25 protein-coding genes and 5 tRNA genes are annotated in these 26,057 nt (G+C 31.6%); 19 read left to right on the top strand and 11 right to left on the bottom strand.

Annotation, left to right across the window (positions count from 1 at the left end; translation table 11 throughout):
- Window positions 1–7: 7 nt before the first annotated feature.
- The 9 genes from grxD to sfsA are packed head-to-tail and all read right to left on the bottom strand — an operon-like array spanning window position 8 to window position 7,237.
- Window positions 8–340: a Grx4 family monothiol glutaredoxin gene (gene grxD, locus AC5SLL_RS02345; protein WP_494586929.1), complete on the bottom strand. Its 333-nt coding sequence runs from the start codon at window positions 338–340 to the stop codon at window positions 8–10.
- A complete protein-coding gene (locus AC5SLL_RS02350) occupies window positions 340–570 on the bottom strand; it encodes a BolA/IbaG family iron-sulfur metabolism protein (protein ID WP_494573574.1) in 231 nt (76 codons plus the stop codon). The genes grxD and AC5SLL_RS02350 overlap by 1 nt, the downstream gene beginning before the upstream one ends.
- Before the next feature lies 1 nt (window position 571).
- The gene (gene purL / locus AC5SLL_RS02355; RefSeq protein ID WP_494586930.1) at window positions 572–2,764 is read right to left on the bottom strand and encodes a phosphoribosylformylglycinamidine synthase subunit PurL; all 2,193 of its coding nucleotides are present in this window, start codon (window positions 2,762–2,764) and stop codon (window positions 572–574) included.
- Window positions 2,764–3,447 (bottom strand): phosphoribosylformylglycinamidine synthase I, encoded by a 684-nt coding sequence (gene purQ / locus AC5SLL_RS02360; RefSeq protein WP_494573576.1) that lies wholly within the window; start codon window positions 3,445–3,447, stop codon window positions 2,764–2,766. Before purQ ends, purL begins: the two co-directional genes overlap by 1 nt.
- A 6-nt stretch (window positions 3,448–3,453) precedes the next feature.
- Window positions 3,454–3,696 (bottom strand): phosphoribosylformylglycinamidine synthase subunit PurS, encoded by a 243-nt coding sequence (gene purS, locus AC5SLL_RS02365; RefSeq protein ID WP_494586931.1) that lies wholly within the window; start codon window positions 3,694–3,696, stop codon window positions 3,454–3,456.
- Window position 3,697: 1 nt separating this feature from the next.
- The gene (gene purC / locus AC5SLL_RS02370) at window positions 3,698–4,480 is read right to left on the bottom strand and encodes a phosphoribosylaminoimidazolesuccinocarboxamide synthase (protein ID WP_494573578.1); all 783 of its coding nucleotides are present in this window, start codon (window positions 4,478–4,480) and stop codon (window positions 3,698–3,700) included.
- Window positions 4,480–5,772: an adenylosuccinate lyase gene (purB, locus tag AC5SLL_RS02375; protein ID WP_494586932.1), complete on the bottom strand. Its 1,293-nt coding sequence runs from the start codon at window positions 5,770–5,772 to the stop codon at window positions 4,480–4,482. Before purB ends, purC begins: the two co-directional genes overlap by 1 nt.
- A gap of 3 nt (window positions 5,773–5,775) precedes the next feature.
- A complete protein-coding gene (gene map / locus AC5SLL_RS02380) occupies window positions 5,776–6,546 on the bottom strand; it encodes a type I methionyl aminopeptidase (RefSeq protein ID WP_494586933.1) in 771 nt (256 codons plus the stop codon).
- Window positions 6,539–7,237, bottom strand: a complete 699-nt coding sequence (gene sfsA / locus AC5SLL_RS02385; protein WP_494586934.1) for a DNA/RNA nuclease SfsA — start codon at window positions 7,235–7,237, stop codon at window positions 6,539–6,541. The genes map and sfsA overlap by 8 nt, the downstream gene beginning before the upstream one ends.
- A gap of 21 nt (window positions 7,238–7,258) precedes the next feature.
- On the opposite strand from sfsA, the gene AC5SLL_RS02390 reads away from it, so the two are divergent.
- From AC5SLL_RS02390 to AC5SLL_RS02405, 4 genes are all read left to right on the top strand, one after another.
- Window positions 7,259–8,008 (top strand): competence/damage-inducible protein A, encoded by a 750-nt coding sequence (locus AC5SLL_RS02390; protein WP_494586935.1) that lies wholly within the window; start codon window positions 7,259–7,261, stop codon window positions 8,006–8,008.
- 5 nt (window positions 8,009–8,013) lie between these two features.
- Window positions 8,014–8,415, top strand: coding sequence for a gamma-glutamylcyclotransferase family protein (locus AC5SLL_RS02395; RefSeq protein ID WP_494586936.1), 402 nt, complete (start codon window positions 8,014–8,016; stop codon window positions 8,413–8,415).
- Window positions 8,416–8,493: 78 nt separating this feature from the next.
- Window positions 8,494–8,579, top strand: a tRNA-Leu gene (locus AC5SLL_RS02400).
- Between the two features lie 4 nt (window positions 8,580–8,583).
- Complete coding sequence (locus tag AC5SLL_RS02405; protein WP_494586937.1) at window positions 8,584–9,363, top strand: NAD kinase; 780 nt, start codon at window positions 8,584–8,586, stop codon at window positions 9,361–9,363.
- Window positions 9,364–9,367: 4 nt separating this feature from the next.
- Here AC5SLL_RS02405 and AC5SLL_RS02410 read toward each other — a convergent pair.
- A tRNA-Thr gene (locus AC5SLL_RS02410) sits at window positions 9,368–9,443 on the bottom strand.
- 33 nt (window positions 9,444–9,476) lie between these two features.
- Window positions 9,477–10,220, bottom strand: a complete 744-nt coding sequence (gene rlmB, locus AC5SLL_RS02415; protein ID WP_494586938.1) for a 23S rRNA (guanosine(2251)-2'-O)-methyltransferase RlmB — start codon at window positions 10,218–10,220, stop codon at window positions 9,477–9,479.
- A gap of 130 nt (window positions 10,221–10,350) precedes the next feature.
- Between rlmB and AC5SLL_RS02420 the strand changes: the two genes are divergently transcribed.
- The 15 genes from AC5SLL_RS02420 (at window position 10,351) to fusA (ending at window position 26,057) form a co-directional block, all read left to right on the top strand.
- A tRNA-Tyr gene (locus AC5SLL_RS02420) sits at window positions 10,351–10,436 on the top strand.
- Window positions 10,437–10,482: 46 nt separating this feature from the next.
- A tRNA-Gly gene (locus AC5SLL_RS02425) sits at window positions 10,483–10,556 on the top strand.
- A gap of 46 nt (window positions 10,557–10,602) precedes the next feature.
- The gene (tuf, locus tag AC5SLL_RS02430) at window positions 10,603–11,793 is read left to right on the top strand and encodes an elongation factor Tu (protein ID WP_494586939.1); all 1,191 of its coding nucleotides are present in this window, start codon (window positions 10,603–10,605) and stop codon (window positions 11,791–11,793) included.
- A gap of 7 nt (window positions 11,794–11,800) precedes the next feature.
- Window positions 11,801–11,876, top strand: a tRNA-Trp gene (locus AC5SLL_RS02435).
- Window positions 11,877–11,894: 18 nt separating this feature from the next.
- Window positions 11,895–12,086: a preprotein translocase subunit SecE gene (gene secE, locus AC5SLL_RS02440; RefSeq protein ID WP_006996799.1), complete on the top strand. Its 192-nt coding sequence runs from the start codon at window positions 11,895–11,897 to the stop codon at window positions 12,084–12,086.
- Window positions 12,086–12,616 (top strand): transcription termination/antitermination protein NusG, encoded by a 531-nt coding sequence (gene nusG / locus AC5SLL_RS02445; RefSeq protein WP_494573592.1) that lies wholly within the window; start codon window positions 12,086–12,088, stop codon window positions 12,614–12,616. The genes secE and nusG overlap by 1 nt, the downstream gene beginning before the upstream one ends.
- Complete coding sequence (gene rplK, locus AC5SLL_RS02450; RefSeq protein ID WP_494579021.1) at window positions 12,616–13,041, top strand: 50S ribosomal protein L11; 426 nt, start codon at window positions 12,616–12,618, stop codon at window positions 13,039–13,041. The genes nusG and rplK overlap by 1 nt, the downstream gene beginning before the upstream one ends.
- A complete protein-coding gene (rplA, locus tag AC5SLL_RS02455; RefSeq protein ID WP_494586940.1) occupies window positions 13,041–13,730 on the top strand; it encodes a 50S ribosomal protein L1 in 690 nt (229 codons plus the stop codon). The genes rplK and rplA overlap by 1 nt, the downstream gene beginning before the upstream one ends.
- Window positions 13,731–13,735: 5 nt before the next feature.
- Entirely contained in the window at window positions 13,736–14,242 is a 507-nt protein-coding gene (gene rplJ, locus AC5SLL_RS02460; RefSeq protein WP_494573776.1) for a 50S ribosomal protein L10, read from the top strand.
- A 20-nt stretch (window positions 14,243–14,262) separates the two neighbouring features.
- Complete coding sequence (gene rplL / locus AC5SLL_RS02465) at window positions 14,263–14,631, top strand: 50S ribosomal protein L7/L12 (protein ID WP_494573595.1); 369 nt, start codon at window positions 14,263–14,265, stop codon at window positions 14,629–14,631.
- A gap of 57 nt (window positions 14,632–14,688) precedes the next feature.
- Window positions 14,689–18,780, top strand: a complete 4,092-nt coding sequence (rpoB, locus tag AC5SLL_RS02470) for a DNA-directed RNA polymerase subunit beta (protein WP_494586941.1) — start codon at window positions 14,689–14,691, stop codon at window positions 18,778–18,780.
- Between the two features lie 2 nt (window positions 18,781–18,782).
- On the top strand, window positions 18,783–22,952 hold the full coding sequence (gene rpoC, locus AC5SLL_RS02475; protein ID WP_494573597.1) for a DNA-directed RNA polymerase subunit beta': 4,170 nt from the start codon (window positions 18,783–18,785) through the stop codon (window positions 22,950–22,952).
- Between the two features lie 172 nt (window positions 22,953–23,124).
- Window positions 23,125–23,496: a 30S ribosomal protein S12 gene (gene rpsL / locus AC5SLL_RS02480; protein WP_006996807.1), complete on the top strand. Its 372-nt coding sequence runs from the start codon at window positions 23,125–23,127 to the stop codon at window positions 23,494–23,496.
- A gap of 5 nt (window positions 23,497–23,501) precedes the next feature.
- The gene (gene rpsG / locus AC5SLL_RS02485; protein WP_494573598.1) at window positions 23,502–23,972 is read left to right on the top strand and encodes a 30S ribosomal protein S7; all 471 of its coding nucleotides are present in this window, start codon (window positions 23,502–23,504) and stop codon (window positions 23,970–23,972) included.
- Between the two features lie 6 nt (window positions 23,973–23,978).
- Window positions 23,979–26,057, top strand: coding sequence for an elongation factor G (fusA, locus tag AC5SLL_RS02490; RefSeq protein WP_494586942.1), 2,079 nt, complete (start codon window positions 23,979–23,981; stop codon window positions 26,055–26,057).

Below are 26,057 nucleotides of genomic sequence, written 5' to 3' on the forward strand. Positions count from 1 at the left end.
TAAAATTTTATTTTTTAAAATTTATTCCTTTATCCTCAAGTACTTTCTTGAGCTCACCGTTTTCATACATTTCTTTAACGATGTCACAGCCACCAATAAATTCACCTTTGATATAAACTTGGGGAATAGTAGGCCAGTCACTAAATTCTTTTATACCTTCTCTTAGTGCTTGAGATTCTAAAACATTAATTCCTTGATACTTAACTTCTAAAATTTTTAACATGTTTGAAACTGCCATAGAAAAACCACACTGAGGAGCATCAGGAGTTCCCTTCATAAATAAACAGACTTCGTTTGAATCAATATGACCTTGAATTAAATTTTTTGTGTTATCATCCATTATTGTTCCTTTGTTTTAATTGCTAATGCGTGCAGTTCATTGCCCATTTTTCCTTTTAAAGAATTATAGACCATTTTGTGTTGTTCAATTTTACTTTTTCCAGAGAATTCTTTAGAGGTCACTGTTGCTGAATAATGATTGCCATCACCTGCTAAATCTTCAATCACAACAATTGCATCAGAAATAGCTTCTTTAATTAGTGTCTCAATTTCTTTTAAATCCATTGCCATATTAGTTACTAATGTAGTTAGTTAGCCAAGTTGTATGCGATTTAATCAAATCGTCAATTGATACTTTTGTCTTATCATTTATGATTAAATCACCTTCATTGACCATTCCAAGCTCATCATAATGAACAGAATTATCTTTAAGAATTTTAGTTACATTTTTAAGATCATCTTTACTAATTTCAATAATATATCTTCCTTGATCTTCACCAAATAAATATTCAAATTCATTTATCAAATAATTAGGTTTTTTAAGAGTTGCACCCTTTTTTCCTTTAATACACATTTTTGAAAGAGCGGTAACTATTCCACCAAGAGATACATCATGAGCTGATTTTATAAATTTTTGATCAATTAATCTTAAGATTGTTTCACCATTATTTTTTTCATTAAAAAGATTAATTTCGGGTGGCGGTCCATTTTTTTCACTTAAGATTTCTCTTGCAAATAAGCTTTGATCTAAGTGACCCTCAGTTTTACCAATAACCAAAAGTATATTATCGACTTCTTTTAAATTCATGGTTACCATATTTTTATAATCTTTAATTAAACCAACACCTCCAATAGTGGGAGTAGGTTTAATTCCAACTTCTTTTGTTTGATTATAAAAAGAAACATTTCCTGATACTACTGGGAACTCCAAATATGCACTTGCCTCACCTAATCCTTGAACACATTCAACAAACTCACCCATATTTTCTTCATTTTCAGGACTACCAAAATTTAAGCAATTAGTAATAGCAATTGGTTTAGCACCAACTGAAATTAAATTTCTCCAACTTTCACAAACAATTTGTTTACCTCCACTTAAAGGGTGAGCCCAGCAATAAACTGCAGAAGAGTCTACAGAGGCTGCAACCGCTTTCTTGGTACCATGAACTCTAACAACACCAGCATCTCCACCAGGTTTTTGAATAGTATCCCCCATAACAGTATGATCATACTGTTGCCAAATCCATTCTTTACTACATACATTTGGATTAGATAAAATTTTATTTAAAACGCTAACGACTTTAAGACTTTTTAAATCTTCTTTTTGAATCTTAATTTTTTTAGGAAGTTTTGCCTTCTTCCATTTACGATCATACATAGGAGAGTTTTCAACTAAGGTATTAACAGGAATGTTAGCAACTTTTTTTTCATCAAAGTATAATTCTATTCTTTTACTTTTTGTAGTTTTGCCAATTATTGCAAAATCTAAATTCCATTTATCAAATATTTTTTTAGCCAAATCTTCTTTACCATTTTCTAGAACAATCAACATTCTCTCTTGGCTTTCTGACAACATAATCTCATAAGGTGTCATATTTGCTTCACGACATGGAACTTTGTTTAAATTAATCTCAATTCCTAAATTTCCTTTTGAAGCCATTTCAATACTTGAAGAAGTTAGTCCAGCAGCTCCCATATCTTGAATTGCTATAATTGAATCTCCTGCCATTAACTCTAAACAAGCTTCTAATAATAGTTTTTCAGTAAAAGGATCACCAACTTGAACTGTTGGTTTTTTTTCTTCAATTTTATCATCGAATGATGCAGAGGCCATACTTGCACCATGGATACCATCTCTACCTGTTTTTGAACCAACATAGATGACAGGCTTTCCTAATCCAGCAGCTTTGGAGTAAAAAATCTTATCTTTTTTAACAAGTCCTAAAGTCATAGCATTAACTAAGATGTTTCCATTATAAGACTCATCAAAGCTTGTCTGACCAGCAATAGTTGGAACCCCCATACAATTACCATAGCCACCAATTCCATGAACAACACCACGTAATAAATTCTTTGTTTTTTTATGCTGAGGAGATCCAAAGTGAATTGAATTTAAATTAGCAATAGGTCTAGCTCCCATAGTAAACACATCTCTCATAATTCCACCCACTCCAGTTGCTGCACCTTGATAAGGTTCAATAAAGGATGGGTGATTATGACTTTCTATTTTAAAGACAATTGCATCATTATCTCCTATATCAATAACACCTGCATTTTCTCCAGGACCTTGAATTACATTTTTTCCTTTTGTGGGTAAGTTTTTAAGATGAAATCTTGAAGATTTATAAGAGCAATGTTCATTCCACATTGCAGAAAAAATACCTAATTCAGTAATATTTGGAACTCGCTTTAGTAAATCACAGATCTTTTTATACTCATCTTTTTTTAAACCATGATCGATTGCAAGTTTTTCGTTTACTATCATTATCTAAGATTATTAATTAAGTTTTCAAAAAATAAAGAACCATCTTCACCCGATAGAGCAGGGTCTATCATTCGTTCAGGATGAGGCATCATTCCTAAAACATTTTTTTGTTTATTAAATATTCCGGCTATATTCTGTAATGAGCCATTAGGATTTGATTGTTCATTAACGTTTCCATTTTCATCAGAATAAAACATGGCAATTTGATTGTTGTCATTAATATCTTTAATTTGATCATTAGAGCAAAAGTAATTTCCTTCATTATGTGCTATATGAAATTCATAAACTTCTTTTTTGTTATCCTTAAAATAAGAGTTGTCTTGATTATTAACTTTTACAAAAACATTTTTACAAATGAACTCTAAATATTTATTTCTAAGTAGAACTCCTGGCAACAAACCTGACTCAACTAAAATTTGAAACCCATTACAAACCCCCATAACTTTACCACCACCTTGGGCAAAATTTAAAACAGATTTCATGATTTTAGATTTTGATGCCATACTTCCACATCTAAGATAATCTCCATATGAAAATCCACCTGGCAAAACGACTAAGTCGCTTTTTGGAAGCTCAACATCATCATGCCAAACCATTTTATTTTTAAAGCCAAATTTCTTTAAGGCAACATCCATATCTCTGTCACAGTTGGATCCTGGAAAAGTGATTACGGATGAATGCATTATTTATTATTCTGATCCGATAATTTTATAATCTTCTATAACTAAATTCGCTAAAAGCTTTTTACACATATCTTCAACATTTTTTTCAGCTTTTTTTTTATCAGTTTCTTTTGTATTAATTTCAAAGTACTTGCCTTGTCTAACTTCATTAATGTTTTCAAACCCCATACCAGCAAGTGTTTGATGAATAACTTTACCCTGAGGATCCAAAACATCTTTTTTAAGTGTGATGATAACTGATACTTTCATATTATTTTATTTTCTTTATTGAGCTTAATTTTGTAACGTTTACAGCACTCATGTTAGATTGTTCGTGTAAAATTCCTAACCTTTTAGCAACTTCGGTGTAAGCGGGTATTAAATCTCCAAGATCTTTTCTAAATCTATCTTTATCAAGTTTTTTATCAGTAATACTATCCCATAATCTGCAAGTATCAGGGCTAATTTCATCTGCTAAAATAACTTCAGATTTACCGTTTTCTTTAAGTCTGCCAAATTCAAGTTTAAAATCAATTAACTTAATCCCAACTCCTCTGAACATACCAATCATGAAATCATTAATTCTTAGGATCATTTTTTTAACTTTTTCTAATTCAGATTTTGTAGCCCAATCAAATGCAAGAATATGCTCTTCAGCAATAAGTGGATCACCTAATTTATCATCTTTAAGGCAATACTCTAATAGAGGCTGCTTTAGAACAGTTCCGTCTTCGATACCTAATCTTTTAGTAATAGAACCAGTAGCAACGTTACGTACAATAAATTCAATAGGTATAATCTCAACTAACTTAATAATTTGCTCTCTCATATTTAGTCTTTTTACTAAATGATTTTTAATTCCGATTTGAGAGAGATTTGTTAGAATGTGTTCTGATATTCTATTGTTTAAAACACCTTTGCCTTCAATAGTTGATTTTTTTAAATTATTAAAAGCAGTAGCATCATCTTTGAAATATTGAATAACTAATCTTTTATCAGCAGTTGCATAAATTATTTTTGCTTTACCTTCATATAATTTTTTACCTTTTTTCATTATTTAAATACTCTTCTAAAGATTAAATCTACGTTTTTAAAATGGGATGAATAATTGAATATAGCTTTTAATCTTTTTGATGAAATTTTAGCCATTATAAATTTATCGTCTGATATAACGTCAAATAAATTTAAATTGTCAGCAAAACATTTTTTGGCATAATTTTGCACCATTTTGTAAGATTGTTCACGGCTCAATCCTGATTTTGTAAGCTCTAGCATTACTTCTTGAGAAAAAATTAAACCTTTAGTGATATTTAAATTTTCAATCATTTTTTTTGGATAAACTATCATTTTATCTAAAATATTACTTAGTCTTACTAAAGCAAAATCTAGAGTAATATTTGCATCAGGGCCAATATTTCTTTCAACACTTGAATGAGAAATATCTCTTTCATGCCAAAGTGCAATATTTTCAAGAGCAGGAATTACTGCACTTCGAACCATTCTAGCAAGCCCTGTTAAATTTTCACTTAAGATTGGATTTTTTTTGTGTGGCATTGCTGATGAACCTTTTTGATCTTTTGAAAAAAATTCTTGAACTTCATAAACTTCAGTTCTTTGTAAATGTCTAATTTCAATTGCAACTCTTTCAACTGAGCCTGCAATAATTCCAAGGACTGAGAAATAAAAAGCATGTCTATCTCTTGGTATTACCTGTGTTGATATAGGCTCAACTTTTAAACCTAGTTTTTTAGCCACATGTTTTTCAACATTAGGGTTAATGTTTGCAAATGTTCCAACTGCTCCAGATATTGCGCATGTTGAAATTTCATCAATCGCATCAACTAACCTTTTTCTATTTCTCTTAAATTCCTCATAAAATGACGCAAGTTTTAATCCAAAAGTAATAGGCTCGGCATGAATACCGTGACTTCTACCCATACAAGGAGTGTATTTATATTTCTTGGCTTGTTTTTTTAAAACTTTTAAAATTTGATCAATATCAGTAAGTAAAATTTTGCCTGACTGAACTAATTGTATATTTAAACTTGTATCCAGTACATCAGAAGATGTCATTCCTTGATGAAGGTACCTTGCTTTAATACCCGCTTTTTCAGTAACAGAAGTTAAAAAAGCAATGACATCATGCTTAACCTTAGTCTCAATTTGATGAATTCTTTTAACATTTATCTTGGCTTTTTTTCTAACAACTGATGCTACCCCTTTAGGGATTTGACCAAGTTTTTCCATGGCTTCAGCTGCTGCAACCTCTACATCAAGCCAAATTTGGTATTTATTTTGTTCTGACCATATGTCAGTGAGTTGTTTTCTAGAATATCTTTCAATCATTAATTATAAGTAAGGGGGCTTTGAATAACCTTTAACAGATTCTGTAAAGATTTCATAACCATTTTCAGTAATACCTAGTGTATGCTCAAATTGTGCTGATAAAGATTTATCTTTTGTAACAGCTGTCCAACCATCTTTTAGCATTTTTACATCCCATTCACCTGTATTTATCATGGGTTCAATTGTAAACGTCATGCCTGGTCTAAGTTCCATTCCGGTATTTTTTCTTCCATAATGTAATATATTAGGAGGCTCATGAAAGGTAGTGCTTATTCCATGACCACAAAAATCTCTAACAACAGAATAACCTTTTTTTTCAACAAAAGATTGTATTTCATAACCAATGTCACCAAGTTTTAATCCTGGTTTTAATAAATCTATAGCTCTCATCATAGACTCGTGCGTTGCATCAATTAAATTATTTACTTTAACTGAGGTTTTACCAACACAAAACATTCGACTTGTATCACCATAATGTTCATCAACTATAGCAGTTACATCAACATTTAAAGCATCACCTTCCTCCAATACTCTATCTGAAGGTATTCCATGACAGACAACATGATTTAAAGAAGTACATAATGATTTTTTAAAACCTCTATAATAAAGAGGAGCTGAATATCCACCATGGTCTTTTATAAATTCATAACTCAACTTATCAATATGATCAGTTGTAATTCCAGGTTTAATATTTTCTGTCAACATATCAAGAGTTCTTGCCGCAAGATTTCCAGCAACTCTCATTTTTTCAAATTTTTCTAAATAATCAGGCATCAATAATTTTAATTTTTTTATCTATCTTAATTGCTTTTGCACTTATTTTACATTGATAAGCTAAAAAAATAACACCAGCTTTTTTTGCTAGTAAATAATTTTCATAATATTCTTTATCAATATCTTTGGCTATTTTAAAATTATTAACTCCTTGGATTTGAACTAAGAACAATAGATAGGATTTATAACCTTTTTTAACAGCTTCAATAAGAGTTTTTAAATGTTTAGACCCTCTAGACGTTACAGCATCAGGAAATTCTGCAGTTTTTTCATCCCTAAATAAAGTAACATTTTTAACCTCTACAAATATTTTTTGCTTGTTCTTTTCAATTAAAAAATCAAATCTAGTTTCTTTATCAAAGAATACTTCAGGTTTAATACTGTCACTATTTGCAACCTCTTTCACTAGATTATTTGATAAGCCATGATAAGCAATTTTATTTGCAAAATGAGTATTTACACCAACCAAATTTTTTTTAGCTTTAATGATCTCGAGCGTATATTTTAGCTTTCTTTTTGGGTCATCATTTTTGGACACAAAAACTTCATTACCCTCATCCAACAAACCCTTCATTGATCCTGTATTAGGGCAATGTGCTGTAACAATTTCCTTACCAATTTTAACATCAGTAAAAAATCTCTTGTAGCGTTTGATAAGTTTGCCTTTAATTAAAGCTTTGGTAAATTCCATATATAAAATGTATATTTAATAATGACAGAAAATACAAAATTTAATGCCGCAATTCTTATTATTGGTAATGAAATTCTTTCAGGAAGAACACAAGACACTAATACGGGAACTATTGCCAAGTGGTTAAACTCTATTGGAGTGACAGTTAATGAAGTTAGAGTAATTCCAGATATTGAGAGCACTATTGTTGAAACAGTTAACCACTTAAGAAAAGTTAACAACTACGTATTTACAACTGGAGGTATTGGTCCGACACATGATGATATTACCGCTCAATCTATATCAAAAGCATTTAACCTTGAGTATGAAATTCATCAGGAGGCATTTAAAATATTAGAGGCGTATTATAAAGTTGGAGAATTTAATCAAGGAAGACAGAAAATGGTTTGGATGCCAAAAAATGCTAACTTAATTCTTAACCCAACAAGTGGTGCCCCTGGATTTTATGTTGAAAATGTTTTTTGTTTACCTGGAGTGCCATCAATTTTAAAGTCAATGTTAGGTGGATTAAAAGATAAAATAGTAGGGGGAAATCCAATAATAAGTCATACGATAAGTTTAAAAACTGTTGAAAGTGAAATTGCAAACTCATTAACCAACGTTCAAGACAACAATAAAGATGTTGAAATAGGAAGCTACCCTTTTTTTCAAGCAGGTAAATTAGGAGTATCTATTGTTATACGATCAGAGGATCAAAAAAAAATTGATAAATGTAGTACCGAGATATTGGAATTTGTTAATCAAAAAAAAATAGAAGTAGTTATTAGATAATAAGAATGCTGTATTTTGCCTACGGTAGTAATCTAAATCATTTTCAAATGAAAAGAAGATGCAAAGATAGTGTTTTTTTAAAAAAAATTAATCTTAAAGATTTTAAATTAACTTTTAGAAGTAAATATAGAGCGGCCGATATAGAGCCTAAAAAAAATTCATTAGTTCCAGGTGCATTATTTGAAATATCTAAAAGTGATGAAAGAAAATTAGATATTTATGAGGACTACCCAGTTCTTTATAAAAAATATTATTTTACTTATTATGGTAAGAAAGTAATGACCTATACAATGACAAAAAAAACTTTGTTTGCGTACCCAACAGAACGATATTTAAATACTGTAAAGAAAGGTTATAAAGATTGTAATTTAAATTACCAAATTCTTAAAAGAGCATTAAAAGCTTAATTGAGATATGGTTAAGATTGTTAACAAAAATAAGTTGAGTTATAAATAAAAACAGTTAAACAAATGAAAATAATACGTGCCCTCGTGGTGAAATTGGTAGACACAAAGGACTTAAAATCCTTGCCGCTTGCGGAGTGCCAGTTCGAGTCTGGCCGAGGGCACCAATAAATGAAAGATAAAATTTATTTAGTTTTTGACAAAACAAAAGCTTCCTTAAAAGTTAAATCTTTACTTGTAAAAAAACTAAATATCACCTCTTTAAAAAAATCTAATGTAATTATTGTAGTTGGTGGCGATGGTTTTATGCTTCAAACCTTAAAAAGACTTTACAAATTTAAAAAACCTTTTTACGGAATTAACTCTGGAAACTATGGCTTTCTAATGAATAAATTTTCAAATAAAAATATTATTAAGAATTTAGCAGTTTCTAATAGTGTTAAGATTTATCCTTTACAAATGACGGTTACTAATAAAAGTAATTTAATTAGAAAATCTATAGCAATTAATGAGATATCAATTTTAAGACAAAGCAAGCAAGCGTCATCAATTGCAATTACAGCTAATAAAAAAAATATTATTAAGAAATTAATTTCTGACGGAGTTTTAGTATCAACTCCTGCAGGGAGCACTGCTTATAATCTATCAGCTCATGGACCTATTTTAGATTTAGACTCAAGAAAATTAGCAGTTACACCTATAAGTCCTTTTAGACCAAGGAGATGGCGAGGAACCATTGTAAGTGATAAATCTAAAATTTTAATAAAGAATTTAGATACAAATAAAAGACCAATAAGTGCTGTTGCAGATAATTTTGAAGTAAGAAATGCAAAAACAATTAAAATTCAAGCTAATAAAAATATTAGCTTTGAGTTATTGTATGACAAAAACAATAGCTTACATAAAAAGATAAAGATTGAGCAAACAAGAAAAGAGACTACAAACAATTAAGTGATGGTGCCCCCGCACGGAGTCGAACCGCGGACCTATTGATTACAAATCAATTGCTCTACCAGCTGAGCTACAAGGGCATAGGTGATTTCTATTAAGAAATCTTAGACTAATCAAGAATTTTTTTTTAAATAACTTAAATGATGAAACACAATTGCAGCACTATTTGAGATATTTAAGCTTTCTACATCCTTATTTATATCAATCTTAACAAAAAAATCTGTGTACTTTCCTGTGTGCTCTCTCATGCCAAATCCCTCAGAACCAAATAAAAGAACATTTTTTCCTTCCCATTTTATATCTGTGAAGTCTTTTTCTCCTCTTGCATCAAAACCATAAACCCAAAAATTTTTTTCCCTTAAGTTTTTTAGCGTGGAATTTATATTTGCCACTTCAAAAATATTGATATGTTCCATACAACCACTTGCAGCTTTATACATAAGCTTACTATCTGATGGAAATTGTCTTTCTTTAACAATTAATCCATCAATATTAAATGATGCTGCACTTCTAATTAATGAACCAATATTTCTTGGGTCCGTTACCTCATCAATACAAACAAATGTTAAATTATTTTTTTCTTTTATAAACTCTTTTAAGTCAGGTTGATCAATATGTTCCACTTCAGCAACGTATCCACCGTGCATAATTTGATCTTTAGAAGTGTATTTATCTAGTTCTTTTTTTGATTTGAAATAAACCTTAACATCTTCAAGGACATTATTTTTTGGATTTTTTCTGTGAATATTTTTTTTACTTTCTTCTGTTAAAAATACTTTTAAAACCTTCCTTTTAGGGTTTCTTAATGCTTCAATTACAGCATGTTGACCAACGATTAAAAAAGATGATTTATTCATAAAATTAGTTTGTTTTATACGTTTTTTCCTCCATTTTCACAGTAAATCTCGTGTTGCAATTGCATAATAAAAATATATAAAACGCCTGTTGTTTGAAGCTTTATTGAACAAGGGGACACTTCCCCAAAAAGGAGGGGTTCCAGAGCGGTCAAATGGGGCGGGCTGTAAACCCGTTGACTTCGGTCTTCGAAAGTTCGAATCTTTCCCCCTCCACCATTCAATAAAATTTTTTATAACAATGGAGTGTTATTCTTGATGTTGTGCGGGTGTAGTTCAATGGTAGAACGCTAGCCTTCCAAGCTGGATGTAAGAGTTCGATTCTCTTTACCCGCTCCAAGAAAAAAAGAAATTATTAATAAAACTAAACTGAGGTAAAAAAGTAATGTCAAAAGAAAAATTTGTAAGAAATAAACCACACTGTAACATTGGTACAATTGGTCATGTCGACCATGGTAAAACAACATTAACAGCTGCTATCACAATTACATTAGCAGCAACTGGTGGAGCAAAAGCGGTTGCTTACGATCAGATTGATAAAGCCCCTGAAGAAAAAGAAAGAGGAATTACAATCTCAACTGCTCACGTTGAATACGAAACTGAAAAAAGACATTACGCACACGTTGATTGTCCAGGTCACGCTGACTATGTAAAAAACATGATTACAGGTGCAGCCCAAATGGATGGAGCTATCTTGGTAGTTAATGCTGCTGATGGTCCTATGCCTCAAACAAGGGAGCATATTCTTTTAGGAAGACAAGTTGGTATTCCAGCAATTGTTGTTTACTTAAATAAAGTAGACCAAGTTGATGATAAAGATATGATTGAACTTGTTGAAGAAGAAATTAGAGAACTTCTAACTTCATACAAATATCCAGGTGACAAAACTCCCATCGTTAAAGGTTCTGCATTAGCTGCTGTTGAAGGTAGAGATGATGAAATTGGAAAAAATTCTATTTTAGAATTAATGAAAGCTGTTGATGATTTTATTCCACAGCCAGCAAGAGAAGTTGACAAACCTTTCTTGATGCCAGTTGAAGACGTATTCTCAATTTCTGGAAGAGGAACAGTTGTTACTGGAAGAGTAGAGACAGGTGTTGTAAAAACTGGTGAAGAAATTGAAATCGTTGGTATTAGAGATACTAAAAAATCAGTTTGTACTGGAGTTGAAATGTTTAGAAAACTTTTAGATTCAGGAGAAGCAGGTGACAACATCGGTGTGCTTTTAAGAGGTGTTGAAAGAACTGATGTTGAAAGAGGTCAAGTTCTCTGTAAACCTGGTTCAGTTACTCCTCACACTAAATTTGAGGCTCAGGCTTATGTACTTAAAAAAGATGAAGGTGGAAGACACACTCCATTTTTTACTAAATACAGACCTCAGTTTTACTTTAGAACAACAGATGTAACTGGAGAAGTTACATTACCAGCTGGAACTGAAATGGTTATGCCAGGTGATGATGCTAAGTTCACTGTTACATTAATTACTCCAATTGCGATGAGTGAAAAATTAAACTTCGCTATTCGTGAAGGTGGTAGAACAGTTGGAGCTGGAGTAGTAACTAAAATTATAGAGTAAACTCTATAGGAGTGTAGCTCAATTGGTAGAGCGCCGGTCTCCAAAACCGGAGGCTGAGGGTTCGAGTCCCTCCGCTCCTGCCAATAAGTGAACAGTATATTATGAAAAACCCGATAAAATTTATACAGGAAGTAAAACAAGAAGCCTTTAAGGTTTCTTGGCCAACAGGAAAAGAGACTATGCAAGGTGCTTTAATGGTATTTGCAATGGCTGTTATTATGTCTTTGTTTTTTTTACTTCTTGATCAAGTTCTTAAATTTTTATTGGAAGCTTTACTGAAGGTAAGCATTTAATGAAAAATTGGTATATTGTTCAATCACACTCAAATTTTGAAAATAAGGTTGCTGGATTAATAAAAGAAGAGGCTGAAAAAGCTAAAATCTCAGATAAAATTGAGGAAATTGTTGTACCAACTCATGATGTAACAGAAGTTAAAAGAGGAAAGAGAATTCAAAGAAAAAAGAAATATTTTCCTGGTTACGTACTAATTAAAAGTGAGATGGACAATGATCTTTATCATTTAATTAAAAATCTTAAGAGAGTAAGCGGATTTTTAGGTTCAAAAGGTATTCCAGTACCTGTTTCAGATAAAGAAATAGAAAAAATATTAGGACAAATAAAAGATGGTGTAGCACAGCCAAAATCTGGTATAGAGTATGCCATTGGTGAAAAAGTTCAGGTTGTTGACGGTCCTTTTGCATCATTCAGCGGTATGGTTGAAGACATTGATGAAGAAAAATCAAGACTTAAAGTTTCTGTGTCGATATTTGGAAGACCAACACCCGTTGATTTAGAATATAACCAAGTTGAGAAAGTAAGTTAATGGCTAAAGAGATAAGTGGATATATAAAATTGCAAATTATGGGTGGACAAGCTAACCCAGCTCCACCAGTTGGTCCTGCATTAGGACAACGGGGCATTAATATAATGGAATTCTGTAAAGCATTTAATGATAAGACAAAGGCGTTTGCTGGAAAACCAATCCCAGTTATCATTACCGTATATAAAGATAAAAAATTTGATTTTGAAATTAAATCACCGCCTGCTTCACATTTTATAAAAGAAGCAGCTAAACTTAAAGGTGGATCTAAAGAACCAGGAAGAAGTATAGCTGGTTCAATTACAAAAAAACAAGCAGAAGAAATTGCAACACAAAAAATGAAAGATCTTAATGCGCACGACTTAGACCAAGCTGTAAAGATTATTGCTGGATCTGCAAGATCTATGGGAATTGAGGTTAAAGACTAATGCCATCAAAAAGATTCAAACAATTACCAGAAAAAACTAAAAATTTGCCTGCTGATGCAATTGAAAGTTTATTATCTATAGTTAAAAAAAATTGTACAACTAAATTTGATGAGTCAATTGATTTAAGTTTCCAAGTTAACAATAAGCAAAAAAAAGGTGAGGTAAATATTAGAACTGTTGTTAATTTACCAGGTGGAACAGGAAAAAAAGTAAAAGTTGCCGTTGTTTGTGAAGATGCAAAAGCTAAAGAAGCTAAAGATGCAGGTGCCGACATAGTTGGCAGTGATGAATTTATAGAAAAAATTAAATCAGGTGAATTAAATTTTGAAAAACTTATCTGTACACCAGGGATGATGATTAAGCTCTCAAAGTTAGGTAAAGTTTTAGGCCCCAAAGGTTTAATGCCTAATCCAAAATTAGGTTCAGTTTCAGACAACATCAAGCAAGCTGTAACTGATGCAAAATCAGGTCAAGCTGAAATTAGAAATGATAAAGATGGTAATATAGGTGTTAGCATTGGAAAAAAATCTTTTCATGATGATCAATTATTGAAAAATTATCAAGCAATTTTAGACACTTTAGAAAAAGAAAAAGGAAATCTTACTTTAAAAGGTGATTTAATTAAAAATGCCTTTGTAACATCAAGTATGGGTGTGTCATACAAAGTCAAATTAGGAAAAGCTATATAGTTATGATGAACAAGGAACAAAAAAAGAATTATATAAGTGAAATGGAAACTCAGTTTCAAAACAATGAGGCTGTTATGGTTACTCATTATCAAGGTTTAACAATGTCTCAATTAGATGAGTTAAGAGCTCAAATGAGAGAACATGGAATAAAATTTAAAATTACTAAAAACAGAATTACTAAGTTGGCAATTGAAAAAACTAAATGTAAAGATCTTGCTAATTTATTTACAGGAGCTACTGCTGTAGCTTTTTCTAACGATGCTATTATCTCGGCTAGAATTTTATCCAAATTTGCGAAAACTAATGAAAATCTAAAACTTTTAGGTGGAATAATGGGCAATGATGTTTTGGACCAAGCTGGAGTTCAAAATGTAGCTAATTTACCAACATTAGATGAAGCTAGAGCAAATATAGTAGGTATTCTAGCAACACCAGCATCAAAATTTGTAAGTATTTTACTTGCACGTTCTGAAAAAATGAGTAGTTTGTCCCCAGAAAATTCTGAAAAATAACCTAAAGAAGTATAAATATTATGCCTGATCTAAATAAAATTATAGAAGATTTATCAAGTTTAACTGTAGTTGAAGCAGCTGAACTTTCAAAACAACTTGAGGAAAAATGGGGTGTTACAGCTATGGCTGCAGCAGCACCGGCAGCAGCAGCAGCAGGTGGAGCAGCTGAAGAAGCAAAAGATGATTTTACAATTATGTTAGTTTCTGCGGGAGATAAAAAAATTAATGTTATTAAAGAAGTTAGAGCAGCAACATCTTTAGGTCTTAAAGAAGCAAAAGATCTAGTTGAAGGTGCACCGAAAGAAGTTAAATCGGGTGTAAACAAAAAAGATGCTGAAGAGATCAAAGCTAAGTTGGAAGCAGCTGGCGCAAAAGTAGAACTTAAATAATTTAATTAGAAAGAACTTAATTGCTAGTTAATTTAATTAACTAGTAACTGATTATAAATGCAATTATCTTTTACTGAAAAGAAAAATGTAAGAAAAAGCTTTGGTAAGTTAGCTGAGACTTTATCTATTCCAAACTTAATTGAAGTTCAAAAAAATTCATACAAACAATTAACTGACTTTGATTCAGATGCAGGAGATCTGACAAAAGGTTTTGATAGAGTTTTTAAAGGCATTTTTCCAATTGAAGACCTTAATGACAAAGCTACTTTAGAATATGTTTCTTATAGATTAGAAAAACCAAAATTTGATACAGAAGAATGTATACAAAGAGGTTTGTCTTTTACCTCTGCACTTAAATGTACTTTAAGACTTGTTGTTTATGAAATAGATCAAGAAAATAATACTAAAGATATTTTATCAGCAAAAGAACAAGAAGTTTACATGGGAGAAGTTCCAATGATGACTGATAGTGGTACTTTTATTACTAACGGTGTTCAAAGAGTTGTTGTAAATCAAATGCATAGAAGTCCAGGTGTATTTTTTGATCATGATAAGGGAAAGTCTCATGCAAGTGGTAAACTTCTTTTTAATTGTAGAGTTATACCAAATAGAGGTTCATGGTTAGATCTTGAGTATGATGTAAAAGACTTTTTATATTTTAAAATTGATAGAAAGAAAAAAATTTTTGTATCAACTTTATTAATGGCCCTAGGTTTTACTAAAACTGAAATTGCTGATGAATTTTATGATAAAGAAACTTACACATTAGATCCTAAAACAAATAAATGGAAAACAAAATTTAATCCAGAAAACTATAAAGCTAAAAACTTTTCAGAAGAAGTTATGGATGCAAAAAATGGCAATGTTGTCATTAAACTAGGTGATAAAATTAATTTTTTAACTGCAAAAAAACTTGCTAACGATGGTTTAAAAGACATTTTAGTTTCACAAGAGTCACTTTATGGAAAATATCTTCATAAAGAAGTTGTTGTTAGTGACAACGAGGAAGAAGGTACTTTTGGTATTGGAACTGAGCTAAATGATACAATCATTAAACAAATCTTAGAAGCGAACATCAATTCAATTGACATTTCTATAACTAATTCAATTAATAAAGGCCCTTACTTACTAACAACAATTTTGAATGATAAAAATAATAACAAAAATGATGCTATTACTGAAATTTATAAAGTTTTAAGACCAGGTGAACCACCGACAATTGAAATAGCCACTCAAATTTTTAATAACTTATTTTTCAGTTCAGATAGATACGATCTTTCTGATGTAGGTAGAGTAAAAATGAACTCTAGATTAAATTTAGAATGTTCTGACAAAATTACAATTTTAAGAAATGACGATATTATAGCTATAGTTCATAAAATGTTAGATCTTCGTGATGGTAAAGATGAAGTTGATGATATTGACCATCTTGGAAATAGAAGAGTTAGGTCTGTTGGAGAACTTGTAGAAAATCAAGCTCGTATTGGTGTTTACAGAATGGAAAGAGCTATCAAGGAAAAAATGACAACTCTTGATATTGAATCTGCAATGCCTCAAGATTTAATTAATGCTAAACCTCTAACAGTTTCTTTAAAAGATTTTTTTGTAAGTTCTCAACTTTCACAGTTTATGGATCAAACCAATCCTTTATCTGAAATTACTCATAAAAGAAGAGTATCAGCTTTAGGACCTGGTGGTTTAACTAGAGAAAGAGCTGGCTTTGAAGTACGTGACGTACACCCAACGCATTATGGAAGAATTTGTCCGATTGAAACGCCTGAAGGGCCAAACATTGGGCTGATTAATAGTTTATCTACTTATGCAAAAATTAATAAATATGGTTTCATTGAAAGCCCGTACAAAAAAGTTAAAAACGGAGTTGTAGAAGATAAAGTGGAATATTTATCTGCAATGGAAGAAACTAAATATACTATTGCTCAAGCCAACACTAAATTAGATAAGAATGGAAAAATTATAGAAGACCTAGTTTCTTGTAGAGAAAACTTAAACTTTATTTTATCAAGACCTGAGAATATTGATTATATAGACGTATCCCCAAAACAACTAGTCTCAGTTGCAGCATCATTAATTCCTTTTTTAGAAAATGATGATGCAAACAGAGCTCTAATGGGATCTAACATGATGAGACAGGCAGTGCCTTTATTAAAACCTGAATCACCATTAGTTGGAACTGGTATAGAAAGGGATGTTGCTCTAGACTCAGGAGTAACAATTGTTGCTAAACGAGATGGTACAGTTGATAAAATTGATGGTAAAAGAATTGTTATCAAAGCAACAGAAGAGACTGATTTTACTAAGTCTGGTGTAGATATTTATAATTTACAAAAATTTAAAAGATCAAATCAAAATACATGTATAAACCAAAAACCTTTAGTAAGAGTTGGTGATAAAGTTAAATCTGGCGATATAATTGCTGATGGACCATCTACAAAGCTAGGTGAATTAGCATTAGGTAAAAATGTTACCGTAGCATTTATGCCTTGGCAAGGTTACAATTTTGAAGACTCTATCTTAATTTCAGAAAGATGTGTAACAGACGATGTATTCACATCAGTGCATATAGTTGAGTATGAAGTTATGGCTAGAGATACTAAATTAGGAGAGGAAGAAATTACAAGAGATATACCAAATGTTAATGAAGAAGCTTTAAAAAATCTTGATGAATCAGGGATCGTTTATATTGGTGCAGAAGTTAAAGCTGGAGACATTCTTGTTGGTAAAGTTACACCTAAAGGAGACTCAGCTTCAGGTCCAGAAGAGAAATTATTAAGATCAATTTTTGGCGAAAAAGCAATTGATGTTACAGATACCTCTTTAAGAATGTCTAGAGGAAGTAGTGGTACTATTGTTGATGTAAGAGTTTTCAACAGACATGGAATTGAAAAAGATGAAAGATCAATTACAATTGAGAGAGCTGAAATCGAAACTGTACAGCAAGATAAAATTGTTGAAGAAGAAATTCTAGAGAGAAGCATTAAGCAAAGAGCAAATCAAATCTTATCTGGTTCATCTTTAACTAAAAAAATTAAAGATTTAGAAGTTGGAACGAAGTTAGATCTCGAGACAATCAACAAAATTAGCATAAATGATATTTTCAAAATAACAGTAGGAAATGTCAATGATGAAGCAAGTCTTGCTCAATTAAAAGATCAATACAATAAGGCAAAACAATCAATTTTAGAAAGATTTGAAGATAAAGTTTTAAAAATTAGAAGTGGTGATGATTTACTACCAAGTGTAATGAAAATGGTAAAAGTTTTTGTTGCTATTAAAAGAAGATTGAGACCTGGAGATAAAATGTCGGGTAGGCATGGAAACAAAGGTGTTGTTAGTAAAATTGTTCCAGTTGAAGACATGCCATACAGAGAAGATGGTAGACCAGTTGATATTGTTTTAAATCCATTAGGTGTTCCAAGTCGTATGAATGTTGGTCAAATTTTAGAAACTCACCTTGGTTGGGCATGTAAAGAATTTGGTGAAGAAGTTAAAAGATTAGTTAATGAAAATAATAAAAAATTTGAAAAAACAGATAAGATTTCTTCGTTTTTAAAGTCTGTTTATGGAAATGATGTTTTTGACGGTGCCATAGACAAATTAAATAAAACGGAATTTAGTGATTTATGTGAAAATCTTCAAAATGGTATAGCTATCTCAACACCGGTTTTTGATGGTGCTAAAGAAAAGGATGTTTCTGAGATGCTTAATTTAGCAAAACTACCAACATCTGGACAAACTAATTTATGGGATGGAAGAACAGGAGAAATGTTTGATAGACCAGTGACTGTTGGAATAATTTATATGTTAAAACTTCATCACTTAGTTGAAGACAAAATACATGCTAGATCTACTGGACCTTACAGTCTTGTTACACAGCAACCTTTAGGTGGAAAAGCTCAACTTGGTGGTCAAAGATTTGGTGAGATGGAAGTATGGGCTCTTGAAGCTTATGGAGCATCTTATACTTTACAAGAAATTTTAACTGTTAAGTCAGACGATGTGGCTGGTAGAGTTAAAGTTTACGAAACAATAGTTAAAGGTGAAGAAAATTTTGAATCTGGAATACCAGAGTCATTCAACGTATTAGTAAAAGAAATAAAATCATTAGCACTAAACATTGAGTTAAATTAAATATGAAAAAAGAATTAACAGATTTATTCAAAAATAGTGAAGTTTCTGAAGCTCAAAATTTTAATAGTATTAAAATTACTTTAGCAAGTCCTGAAAAGATAAAATCATGGACTTACGGTGAAATTAAAAAACCTGAAACAATAAATTATAGAACTTTTAGACCTGAAAAAGATGGTCTTTTTTGTGCTAGAATTTTTGGTCCAATTAAAGATTATGAATGTTTGTGCGGCAAGTACAAAAGAATGAAATTCAGAGGAATAATTTGTGAAAAATGTGGTGTTGAAGTAACAAAATCTAATGTTCGTAGAGAGCGAATGGGTCACATCAATTTAGCAACACCTGTTGCACATATATGGTTCTTAAAATCATTACCAAGCAGAATATCACTTGCAGTTGATATGAAGTTAAAAGAAGTTGAGAGAGTTTTGTACTTTGAAAACTTTATTGTAATTGAACCTGGTTTAACTGGTTTACAAAAAAATCAATTATTAAACGAAGAAGAATTAGCTAAATATCAAGATGAATTTGGTGAAGAGTCATTTGAGGCTGGAATTGGAGCAGAAGCAATTTTAACAATTCTTAAAGCAATGGATTTAGAACTTGAAAGAACTAAATTAATTAATTCAATTAAAGAAACAAAATCTAAAGTTAACGAAGAAAGATCAATTAAAAGACTAAAATTAATTGAGTCATTTATTGAAACTGGTCAAAAACCAGAATGGATGATTTTAACTGTAATTCCAGTTATTCCGCCTGAATTAAGACCTCTAGTACCTTTGGATGGAGGTAGATTTGCTACTTCAGATTTAAATGATCTTTATAGAAGAGTAATCAATAGAAATAATCGTCTAAAGAGATTAATGGATCTTAAGGCTCCAGACATTATTGTTAGAAATGAAAAAAGAATGCTTCAGGAATCAGTAGATGCACTTTTCGACAATGGAAGAAGAGGTAGAGTAATTACTGGAACAGGCAAAAGGCCTCTTAAATCATTAGCTGAAATGCTTAAAGGTAAGCAGGGTAGGTTTAGACAAAACTTATTAGGTAAAAGAGTAGATTATTCAGGAAGATCTGTAATCGTCGTAGGACCAGACCTTAAACTTCATGAATGTGGTTTACCAAAAAAAATGGCTCTTGAACTATTCAAACCATTTTTATATGCAAGATTAAATAAATTAGGATTAGCATCAACAATCAAACAAGCTAAAAAGTTAGTTGAAAAAGAAACTAATGCAGTTTGGGATGCATTGGAACTTATTGTAAGAGAACACCCAGTTTTATTAAACCGAGCTCCAACTCTTCACAGATTAGGTGTGCAAGCATTTGAACCTAAGTTAATTGAAGGTGATGCCATTGAGTTACACCCGTTATGTTGTGCGGCTTTTAACGCTGACTTTGATGGAGATCAGATGGCAGTTCACGTTCCATTAAGTTTGGAAGCACAGCTAGAAGCAAGAATTTTGATGCTTTCTACTAATAATATTTTAAGTCCATCAAATGGAAAACCTATTATTGTACCGAGTCAGGATATGATTTTAGGTTTATATTATTTGTCTCAAGCTCCTTTTCAAACAGAAAAACCAGATGGCTATTTTATAAATAATGATGAAATTGAACATGCTTTGTCTACAGGTCAAATAAAAGTTCATTCTACTATTGTTTCAAGATTTGAAACTCTTGATGAAAATGGAAATAAGAAAGTTGAAAAACACACTACAACTGCTGGAAGATTTTTATTAGCAAACTTACTACCTAAACATAAAGATATTACATTTTCAATGATTGATAGATTACTGCCTAAGAAAACGGTATCTGAAATTATTGATAGCGTATTTAGATTTTGTGGTCAGAAAACTACCGTTATATTTTGTGACCACTTAAAAGATTTAGGTTTCAAACATGCATTTAAAGCAGGTATTTCTTTTGGTAAAGATGACTTAGTTATTCCAGAAAACAAAGGTCAATTAATTGAAGATACCAAAAAACTAATTGCTGATTATGAAAATCAATATTCTGAAGGTTTGATCACTCGAGGTGAAAAATATAACAAAGTAGTTGATGCTTGGTCTAAGTGTACAGATAAAGTTGCTGGTGAAATGATGAGAGGTATTTCTGCAACTGAAAGTACTGCTGATGGAATGAAAATTAACTCTGTATTTATGATGGCAGATAGTGGTGCGAGAGGATCTGCAGCTCAAATGAAACAGTTAGCTGGGATGAGAGGACTAATTGCTAAACCATCTGGCGAAATTATTGAGACACCTATTATATCAAACTTTAAAGAAGGTCTAACAGCCTTAGAATACTTTAACTCTACCCATGGAGCTAGAAAAGGTCTGGCAGATACTGCATTAAAAACAGCAAGTTCTGGATATCTAACAAGAAGATTATGTGATGTTGCTCAAGATTTAACAATTTCAAAAATTAAATGTGATAATCCAGGTTTTATTGAATTAGCAGAAATTCTTGAAGGTGGAAATGTTGTTGTCAGTTTATCTGAAAGAGCTCTTGGAAGGGTAACAGCATTTGATGTTAAAAATCCTATTACTGGTGAAGTTGTAATTAAAAAAGAAACAATGATCGATGAAGCTGGTTGCGATAAAATTGATGCAGCAGGGGTTAAATTTATTAAAGCATACTCTGTTATGACTTGTAGCTCTAAAAAAGGTGTTTGTGCAACTTGTTATGGACGTGATTTATCTAGAGGAAAAATGGTACATGTGGGTGAAGCAATTGGTATGATCTCAGCTCAATCTATTGGTGAACCAGGCACGCAATTAACAATGAGAACTTTCCACGTTGGTGGAACAGCTTCTGTTAAACAAGAATCGCAAATCATCACTAAATCAGCTGGTACTTTAAAAATAATTAATTCTAACTTATTAGAAGACTCTAAAAAGAATTTGATAGTAATGGGAAGAAATACTCAGCTATCAATTGAAGATGATAATGGTGTTCAAGTTGCTGTTTATAAAGTCGCCTATGGTTCAAAATTATTTTTCCAGAATGGAGATAAAGTTAAAGCAAATGAAAAAATTTGTGAATGGGATCCCTATACAACACCAGTTATTGCTGAAAAAAGTGGTATAGCAGGTTATGTTGATTTAATTGACGGTGTTTCAATTCAAGAAACTACTGATGATGCAACAGGAATTTCATCTAAATCAGTTATTGATTGGAGAGCTCAATCTAAAAATACTGATTTAAAACCAAGAATTACTCTAAGAGATGACAAAGGTAATGTTATTAAAAAAGCTGATGACAATGAAGCCAGATATTATTTAGTTCCAGACTCAATTCTTTCAGTGAAAGATGGTCAAAAAATATTTGCTGGTGACATAATAGCTAGACTTCCAAAAGAAACTACTAAAACAAAAGATATTACAGGAGGTCTACCTCGTGTTGCTGAATTATTTGAAGCTAGAAAAGCAAAAGATAGTGCAATAATTGCAGAGAATGATGGTCAAGTTTTATTTGGTAAAGAAGTAAGAGGAAAACAAAGAATTTCTATTCAACCTGAAAATGGAGAACCTTCAAACTATCTAATTCCAAAAGGCAAACATATTAATTTCAACCAAGGTGAAAAAATTAAAAAAGGTGAGTATCTTTTAGACGGACAGCCATTACCACATGATATTTTAAGAATACTTGGTATAAAAGATTTAACAGAATACTTTGTTAACCAAGTACAAGAAGTTTATAGGTTACAAGGTGTAATTATAAACGACAAACATATTGAAACGATTCTAAGACAAATGCTTAAAAAAGTAGAAGTTAAAGAGTCTGGTGACTCGAGTTATTTACCAGGTGAGATGATAGATAGAATTAAATTTGATAATACAAATGAAAAGCTTGTTGCTGAAGGAAAAAATCCAGCAACTGGAGAAAGAGTTTTAATGGGTATTACTAAAGCATCTTTACAAACAGAGTCTTTTATATCAGCAGCTTCATTCCAAGAAACTACAAGAGTTCTTACAGATGCGGCTATTAAAGGTAAAGTTGACCCGCTTAATGGCTTAAAAGAGAACGTCATTGTTGGTAGATTAGTTCCAGCTGGAACAGGTCACATTAAGAACAAATGGAACAAGAATGCTTTAGAAGCAGATAATAAGTTCTTGGCCGATCAAGATAAAATTGAACCAGCAGAACCCACTGAAACTCAAGCAAACTAAACAAAATAACACTCTTCAAAAGTAGTTTTTAGTTTGACAAACTAGAATTAAATAGTAGTTTGGCGATGTTTTTGGTTGGAATGTAGTACCTACTTTATGGAACTAAACGCTGCCACAAAATAACCTGTCAGTTATTTTCATTCAAAAATATATTAATTAATTATAAAAATTTATGCCAACTATTAACCAGTTGTTAAGAAAAAAAAGAATTAAACCTGTGGCTAGGAACAAAGTTCCAGCTTTGCAGAAACAACCTTTAAAAAGAGGTGTCTGTGTAAAAGTTTATACAACAACTCCAAAAAAACCTAACTCAGCATTAAGGAAAGTTGCAAGAGTTAGACTATCAAATGGTTTTGAAGTTACCGCTTACATTGGTGGCGAGGGTCACAATCTACAAGAACACTCTGTTGTATTGATTAGAGGTGGTCGTGTAAAAGATTTACCAGGTGTACGTTATCATATTCTAAGAGGAAACTTAGATACTCAAGGTGTTGCAAATAGAAAGAAGCGTAGATCTTTGTATGGAACTAAAAAGGGTAAATAATAGATATGTCTAGAAAAAAAACACAACCCAAAAAAGTTGTTACCCCAGACCCGATATTTAATTCTACAATTATTCCAAAACTAATAAACTCGATTATGTATGATGGAAAAAAAGTTGTAGCTGAAAAAATAGTTTATGAAGCAATAGAAAAAATTAAATCAAAAACGAAAGAAGAGCCAATTAATGTTTTTAATGAAGCAATTAATAACATTAAACCAACTGTAGAAGTTAGATCTAGAAGAGTTGGTGGTGCAACATATCAAGTGCCAGTTGAAGTAAAATCAAAAAGAGCACAAGCTCTGGCAATCAGATGGTTAGTTGATGCATCTAGAAAAAGAAAAGATAAACAAATGTCTGATAAAATTTTTAACGAACTGTATGATGCTTATGAAAAAAAAGGTTCTGCAGTTAAAAAAAGAGAAGATGTTCACAAAATGGCTGAGTCAAATAAAGCATTTGCTCATTTCAGGTGGTAAAAAATTATGGCTAGAACACATACTTTAGATAAATACAGAAACATTGGCATCATGGCACACATTGATGCTGGAAAAACTACTACTACAGAGAGAATATTATACTACACTGGTAAAAGTCATAAAATTGGTGAAGTACATGATGGTGCTGCAACAATGGACTGGATGGAACAAGAACAAGAAAGAGGAATAACAATTACCTCTGCCGCTACAACTTGTTTCTGGAACGATCATAGAATTAATATTATTGATACCCCTGGCCACGTAGATTTTACTATCGAAGTTGAAAGATCCCTTAAAGTTTTAGATGGAGCTGTTTGTGTTTTTGATGGTGTCGCAGGTGTAGAACCTCAATCAGAAACTGTTTGGAGACAAGCTGACAAATATAAAGTTCCAAGAATATGTTTTGTTAATAAATTAGATAGAACAGGTGCTGATTTCTATAGATGCGTTGAAATGATTAAAGATAGACTAGGTTGTACGCCTCTACCTATTCAAATTCCCATTGGTATTGAAGCAGATTTAGTGGGTGTTGTAGATTTAGTAAAAATGAAAGCACAAATTTGGAAAAATGAAGCTCTAGGTGCAGAGTGGGAGTACAAAGATATCCCAGATGATTTAAAAGAAATTTCTCAAAAATATAGAACAGAATTAGTTGAGTTGGCTGTTGAGCAAGATGAGAAATTAATGGAAGCCTATTTAAATGGTGAAGAAATTAAAGAAGAAGATTTAATTAGATGTATAAGAAAAGGTACATTAAATTTCACTTTTGTACCAATAACAACTGGTTCTGCTTTTAAAAATAAAGGTGTACAACCACTTCTTGATGCAACAATAAATTATCTTCCAAGTCCAATTGATATTGGATCAATTAAAGGTACAAAACCTGGAACAGAAGATGAGTTAGATATGAAGTTTGATGATAAAGAGCCATTTTCTGCATTAGCTTTTAAAGTTGCTAACGATCCATTTGTTGGATCTCTTACATTTATTAGAATTTATTCTGGTACAATTAAAACTGGTACAGCTGTATATAATACATCAAAAGACAAAGAGGAAAGAGTTGGCAGAATGTTATTAATGCATGCAAACTCTAGAGAAGATATCAAAGAAGCTAATGCTGGAGATATAGTTGCTTTAGCTGGTCTTAAATATACTATTACAGGTCACACATTATGTGATGAAAGCAATCCAGTATTACTTGAACCAATGGAATTCCCTGAACCAGTAATAGAAATTGCAGTTGAGCCAAAAACAAAAGCTGACCAAGAAAAAATGGGTGAAGCCCTTGGTAGATTGGCAGCTGAAGACCCTTCATTTAGAGTTACCTCTGATGAAGAGTCAGGACAAACTATTATTAAAGGTATGGGAGAGTTACATTTAGATATTATTGTTGATAGAATGAAAAGAGAATTTAAAGTTGAAGCAAATGTAGGTGCTCCTCAAGTTGCTTATAGAGAAACTTTACAAAATCCTTCTGAATTTGAGTACACTCACAAAAAACAAAGTGGTGGTGCAGGACAATTTGCAAAAGTTAAGCTTTTAGTAGAACCACAAGAACCTGGTTCTGGAAGATTAGTTGAAAGTAAAATTAAAGGTGGAGCCATTCCTAAAGAGTTTATTCCAGGTGTTGAAAAAGGAATTGAAACAATTTCTGATGGTGGAATTTTAGCTGGATTTCCAATGATTGATTATAAAGTGACAATACTTGATGGTTTACACCACGATGTCGACTCAAGTGTTTTAGCTTTTGAATTAGCTGGAAGAGCTTGTTTTAAAGAAGCCTGTACAAGAGGAACTTTAAAACTGTTAGAACCAGTAATGAGAGTTGAAGTTGTAACTCCTGAAGATTACATGGGTGATGTTATTGGAGACCTAAATAGTAGAAGAGGTCAAATTAGCACTCAAGAGCAAAGAGGAAATGCCACAGTTATTACAGCAATGGTACCTCTAGCTAATATGTTTGGTTATATTAATAGCTTAAGATCAATGTCACAAGGTAGAGCTCAATATTCAATGTTTTTTGACCATTATTCTAAAGTCCCACAAAACGTTCAGGATGAAGTAACTAAAAAGATTGCAGGCTAA

This window comes from Candidatus Pelagibacter sp. PS_43 (assembly GCF_059417795.1).

What these genes read in the sequence shown, in the direction of transcription:
- map (WP_494586933.1), bottom strand. Translation starts at nt 6,546, where the DNA reads ATGCCTGATTATTTAGAAAAATTTGAAAAAATGAGAGTTGCTGGAAAT.
- AC5SLL_RS02395 (WP_494586936.1), top strand. Translation starts at nt 8,014, where the DNA reads ATGCTGTATTTTGCCTACGGTAGTAATCTAAATCATTTTCAAATGAAA.
- purC (WP_494573578.1), bottom strand. Translation starts at nt 4,480, where the DNA reads ATGAAAAAAGGTAAAAAATTATATGAAGGTAAAGCAAAAATAATTTAT.
- rpsL (WP_006996807.1), top strand. Translation starts at nt 23,125, where the DNA reads ATGCCAACTATTAACCAGTTGTTAAGAAAAAAAAGAATTAAACCTGTG.
- tuf (WP_494586939.1), top strand. Translation starts at nt 10,603, where the DNA reads ATGTCAAAAGAAAAATTTGTAAGAAATAAACCACACTGTAACATTGGT.
- rlmB (WP_494586938.1), bottom strand. Translation starts at nt 10,220, where the DNA reads ATGAATAAATCATCTTTTTTAATCGTTGGTCAACATGCTGTAATTGAA.
- purS (WP_494586931.1), bottom strand. Translation starts at nt 3,696, where the DNA reads ATGAAAGTATCAGTTATCATCACACTTAAAAAAGATGTTTTGGATCCT.
- rplJ (WP_494573776.1), top strand. Translation starts at nt 13,736, where the DNA reads ATGAACAAGGAACAAAAAAAGAATTATATAAGTGAAATGGAAACTCAG.
- AC5SLL_RS02350 (WP_494573574.1), bottom strand. Translation starts at nt 570, where the DNA reads ATGGCAATGGATTTAAAAGAAATTGAGACACTAATTAAAGAAGCTATT.
- rplL (WP_494573595.1), top strand. Translation starts at nt 14,263, where the DNA reads ATGCCTGATCTAAATAAAATTATAGAAGATTTATCAAGTTTAACTGTA.
- nusG (WP_494573592.1), top strand. Translation starts at nt 12,086, where the DNA reads ATGAAAAATTGGTATATTGTTCAATCACACTCAAATTTTGAAAATAAG.
- purQ (WP_494573576.1), bottom strand. Translation starts at nt 3,447, where the DNA reads ATGCATTCATCCGTAATCACTTTTCCAGGATCCAACTGTGACAGAGAT.
- rplA (WP_494586940.1), top strand. Translation starts at nt 13,041, where the DNA reads ATGCCATCAAAAAGATTCAAACAATTACCAGAAAAAACTAAAAATTTG.
- rpoB (WP_494586941.1), top strand. Translation starts at nt 14,689, where the DNA reads ATGCAATTATCTTTTACTGAAAAGAAAAATGTAAGAAAAAGCTTTGGT.
- sfsA (WP_494586934.1), bottom strand. Translation starts at nt 7,237, where the DNA reads ATGGAATTTACCAAAGCTTTAATTAAAGGCAAACTTATCAAACGCTAC.
- purL (WP_494586930.1), bottom strand. Translation starts at nt 2,764, where the DNA reads ATGATAGTAAACGAAAAACTTGCAATCGATCATGGTTTAAAAAAAGAT.
- AC5SLL_RS02405 (WP_494586937.1), top strand. Translation starts at nt 8,584, where the DNA reads ATGAAAGATAAAATTTATTTAGTTTTTGACAAAACAAAAGCTTCCTTA.
- secE (WP_006996799.1), top strand. Translation starts at nt 11,895, where the DNA reads ATGAAAAACCCGATAAAATTTATACAGGAAGTAAAACAAGAAGCCTTT.
- AC5SLL_RS02390 (WP_494586935.1), top strand. Translation starts at nt 7,259, where the DNA reads ATGACAGAAAATACAAAATTTAATGCCGCAATTCTTATTATTGGTAAT.
- grxD (WP_494586929.1), bottom strand. Translation starts at nt 340, where the DNA reads ATGGATGATAACACAAAAAATTTAATTCAAGGTCATATTGATTCAAAC.
- rpoC (WP_494573597.1), top strand. Translation starts at nt 18,783, where the DNA reads ATGAAAAAAGAATTAACAGATTTATTCAAAAATAGTGAAGTTTCTGAA.
- fusA (WP_494586942.1), top strand. Translation starts at nt 23,979, where the DNA reads ATGGCTAGAACACATACTTTAGATAAATACAGAAACATTGGCATCATG.
- rplK (WP_494579021.1), top strand. Translation starts at nt 12,616, where the DNA reads ATGGCTAAAGAGATAAGTGGATATATAAAATTGCAAATTATGGGTGGA.
- purB (WP_494586932.1), bottom strand. Translation starts at nt 5,772, where the DNA reads ATGATTGAAAGATATTCTAGAAAACAACTCACTGACATATGGTCAGAA.
- rpsG (WP_494573598.1), top strand. Translation starts at nt 23,502, where the DNA reads ATGTCTAGAAAAAAAACACAACCCAAAAAAGTTGTTACCCCAGACCCG.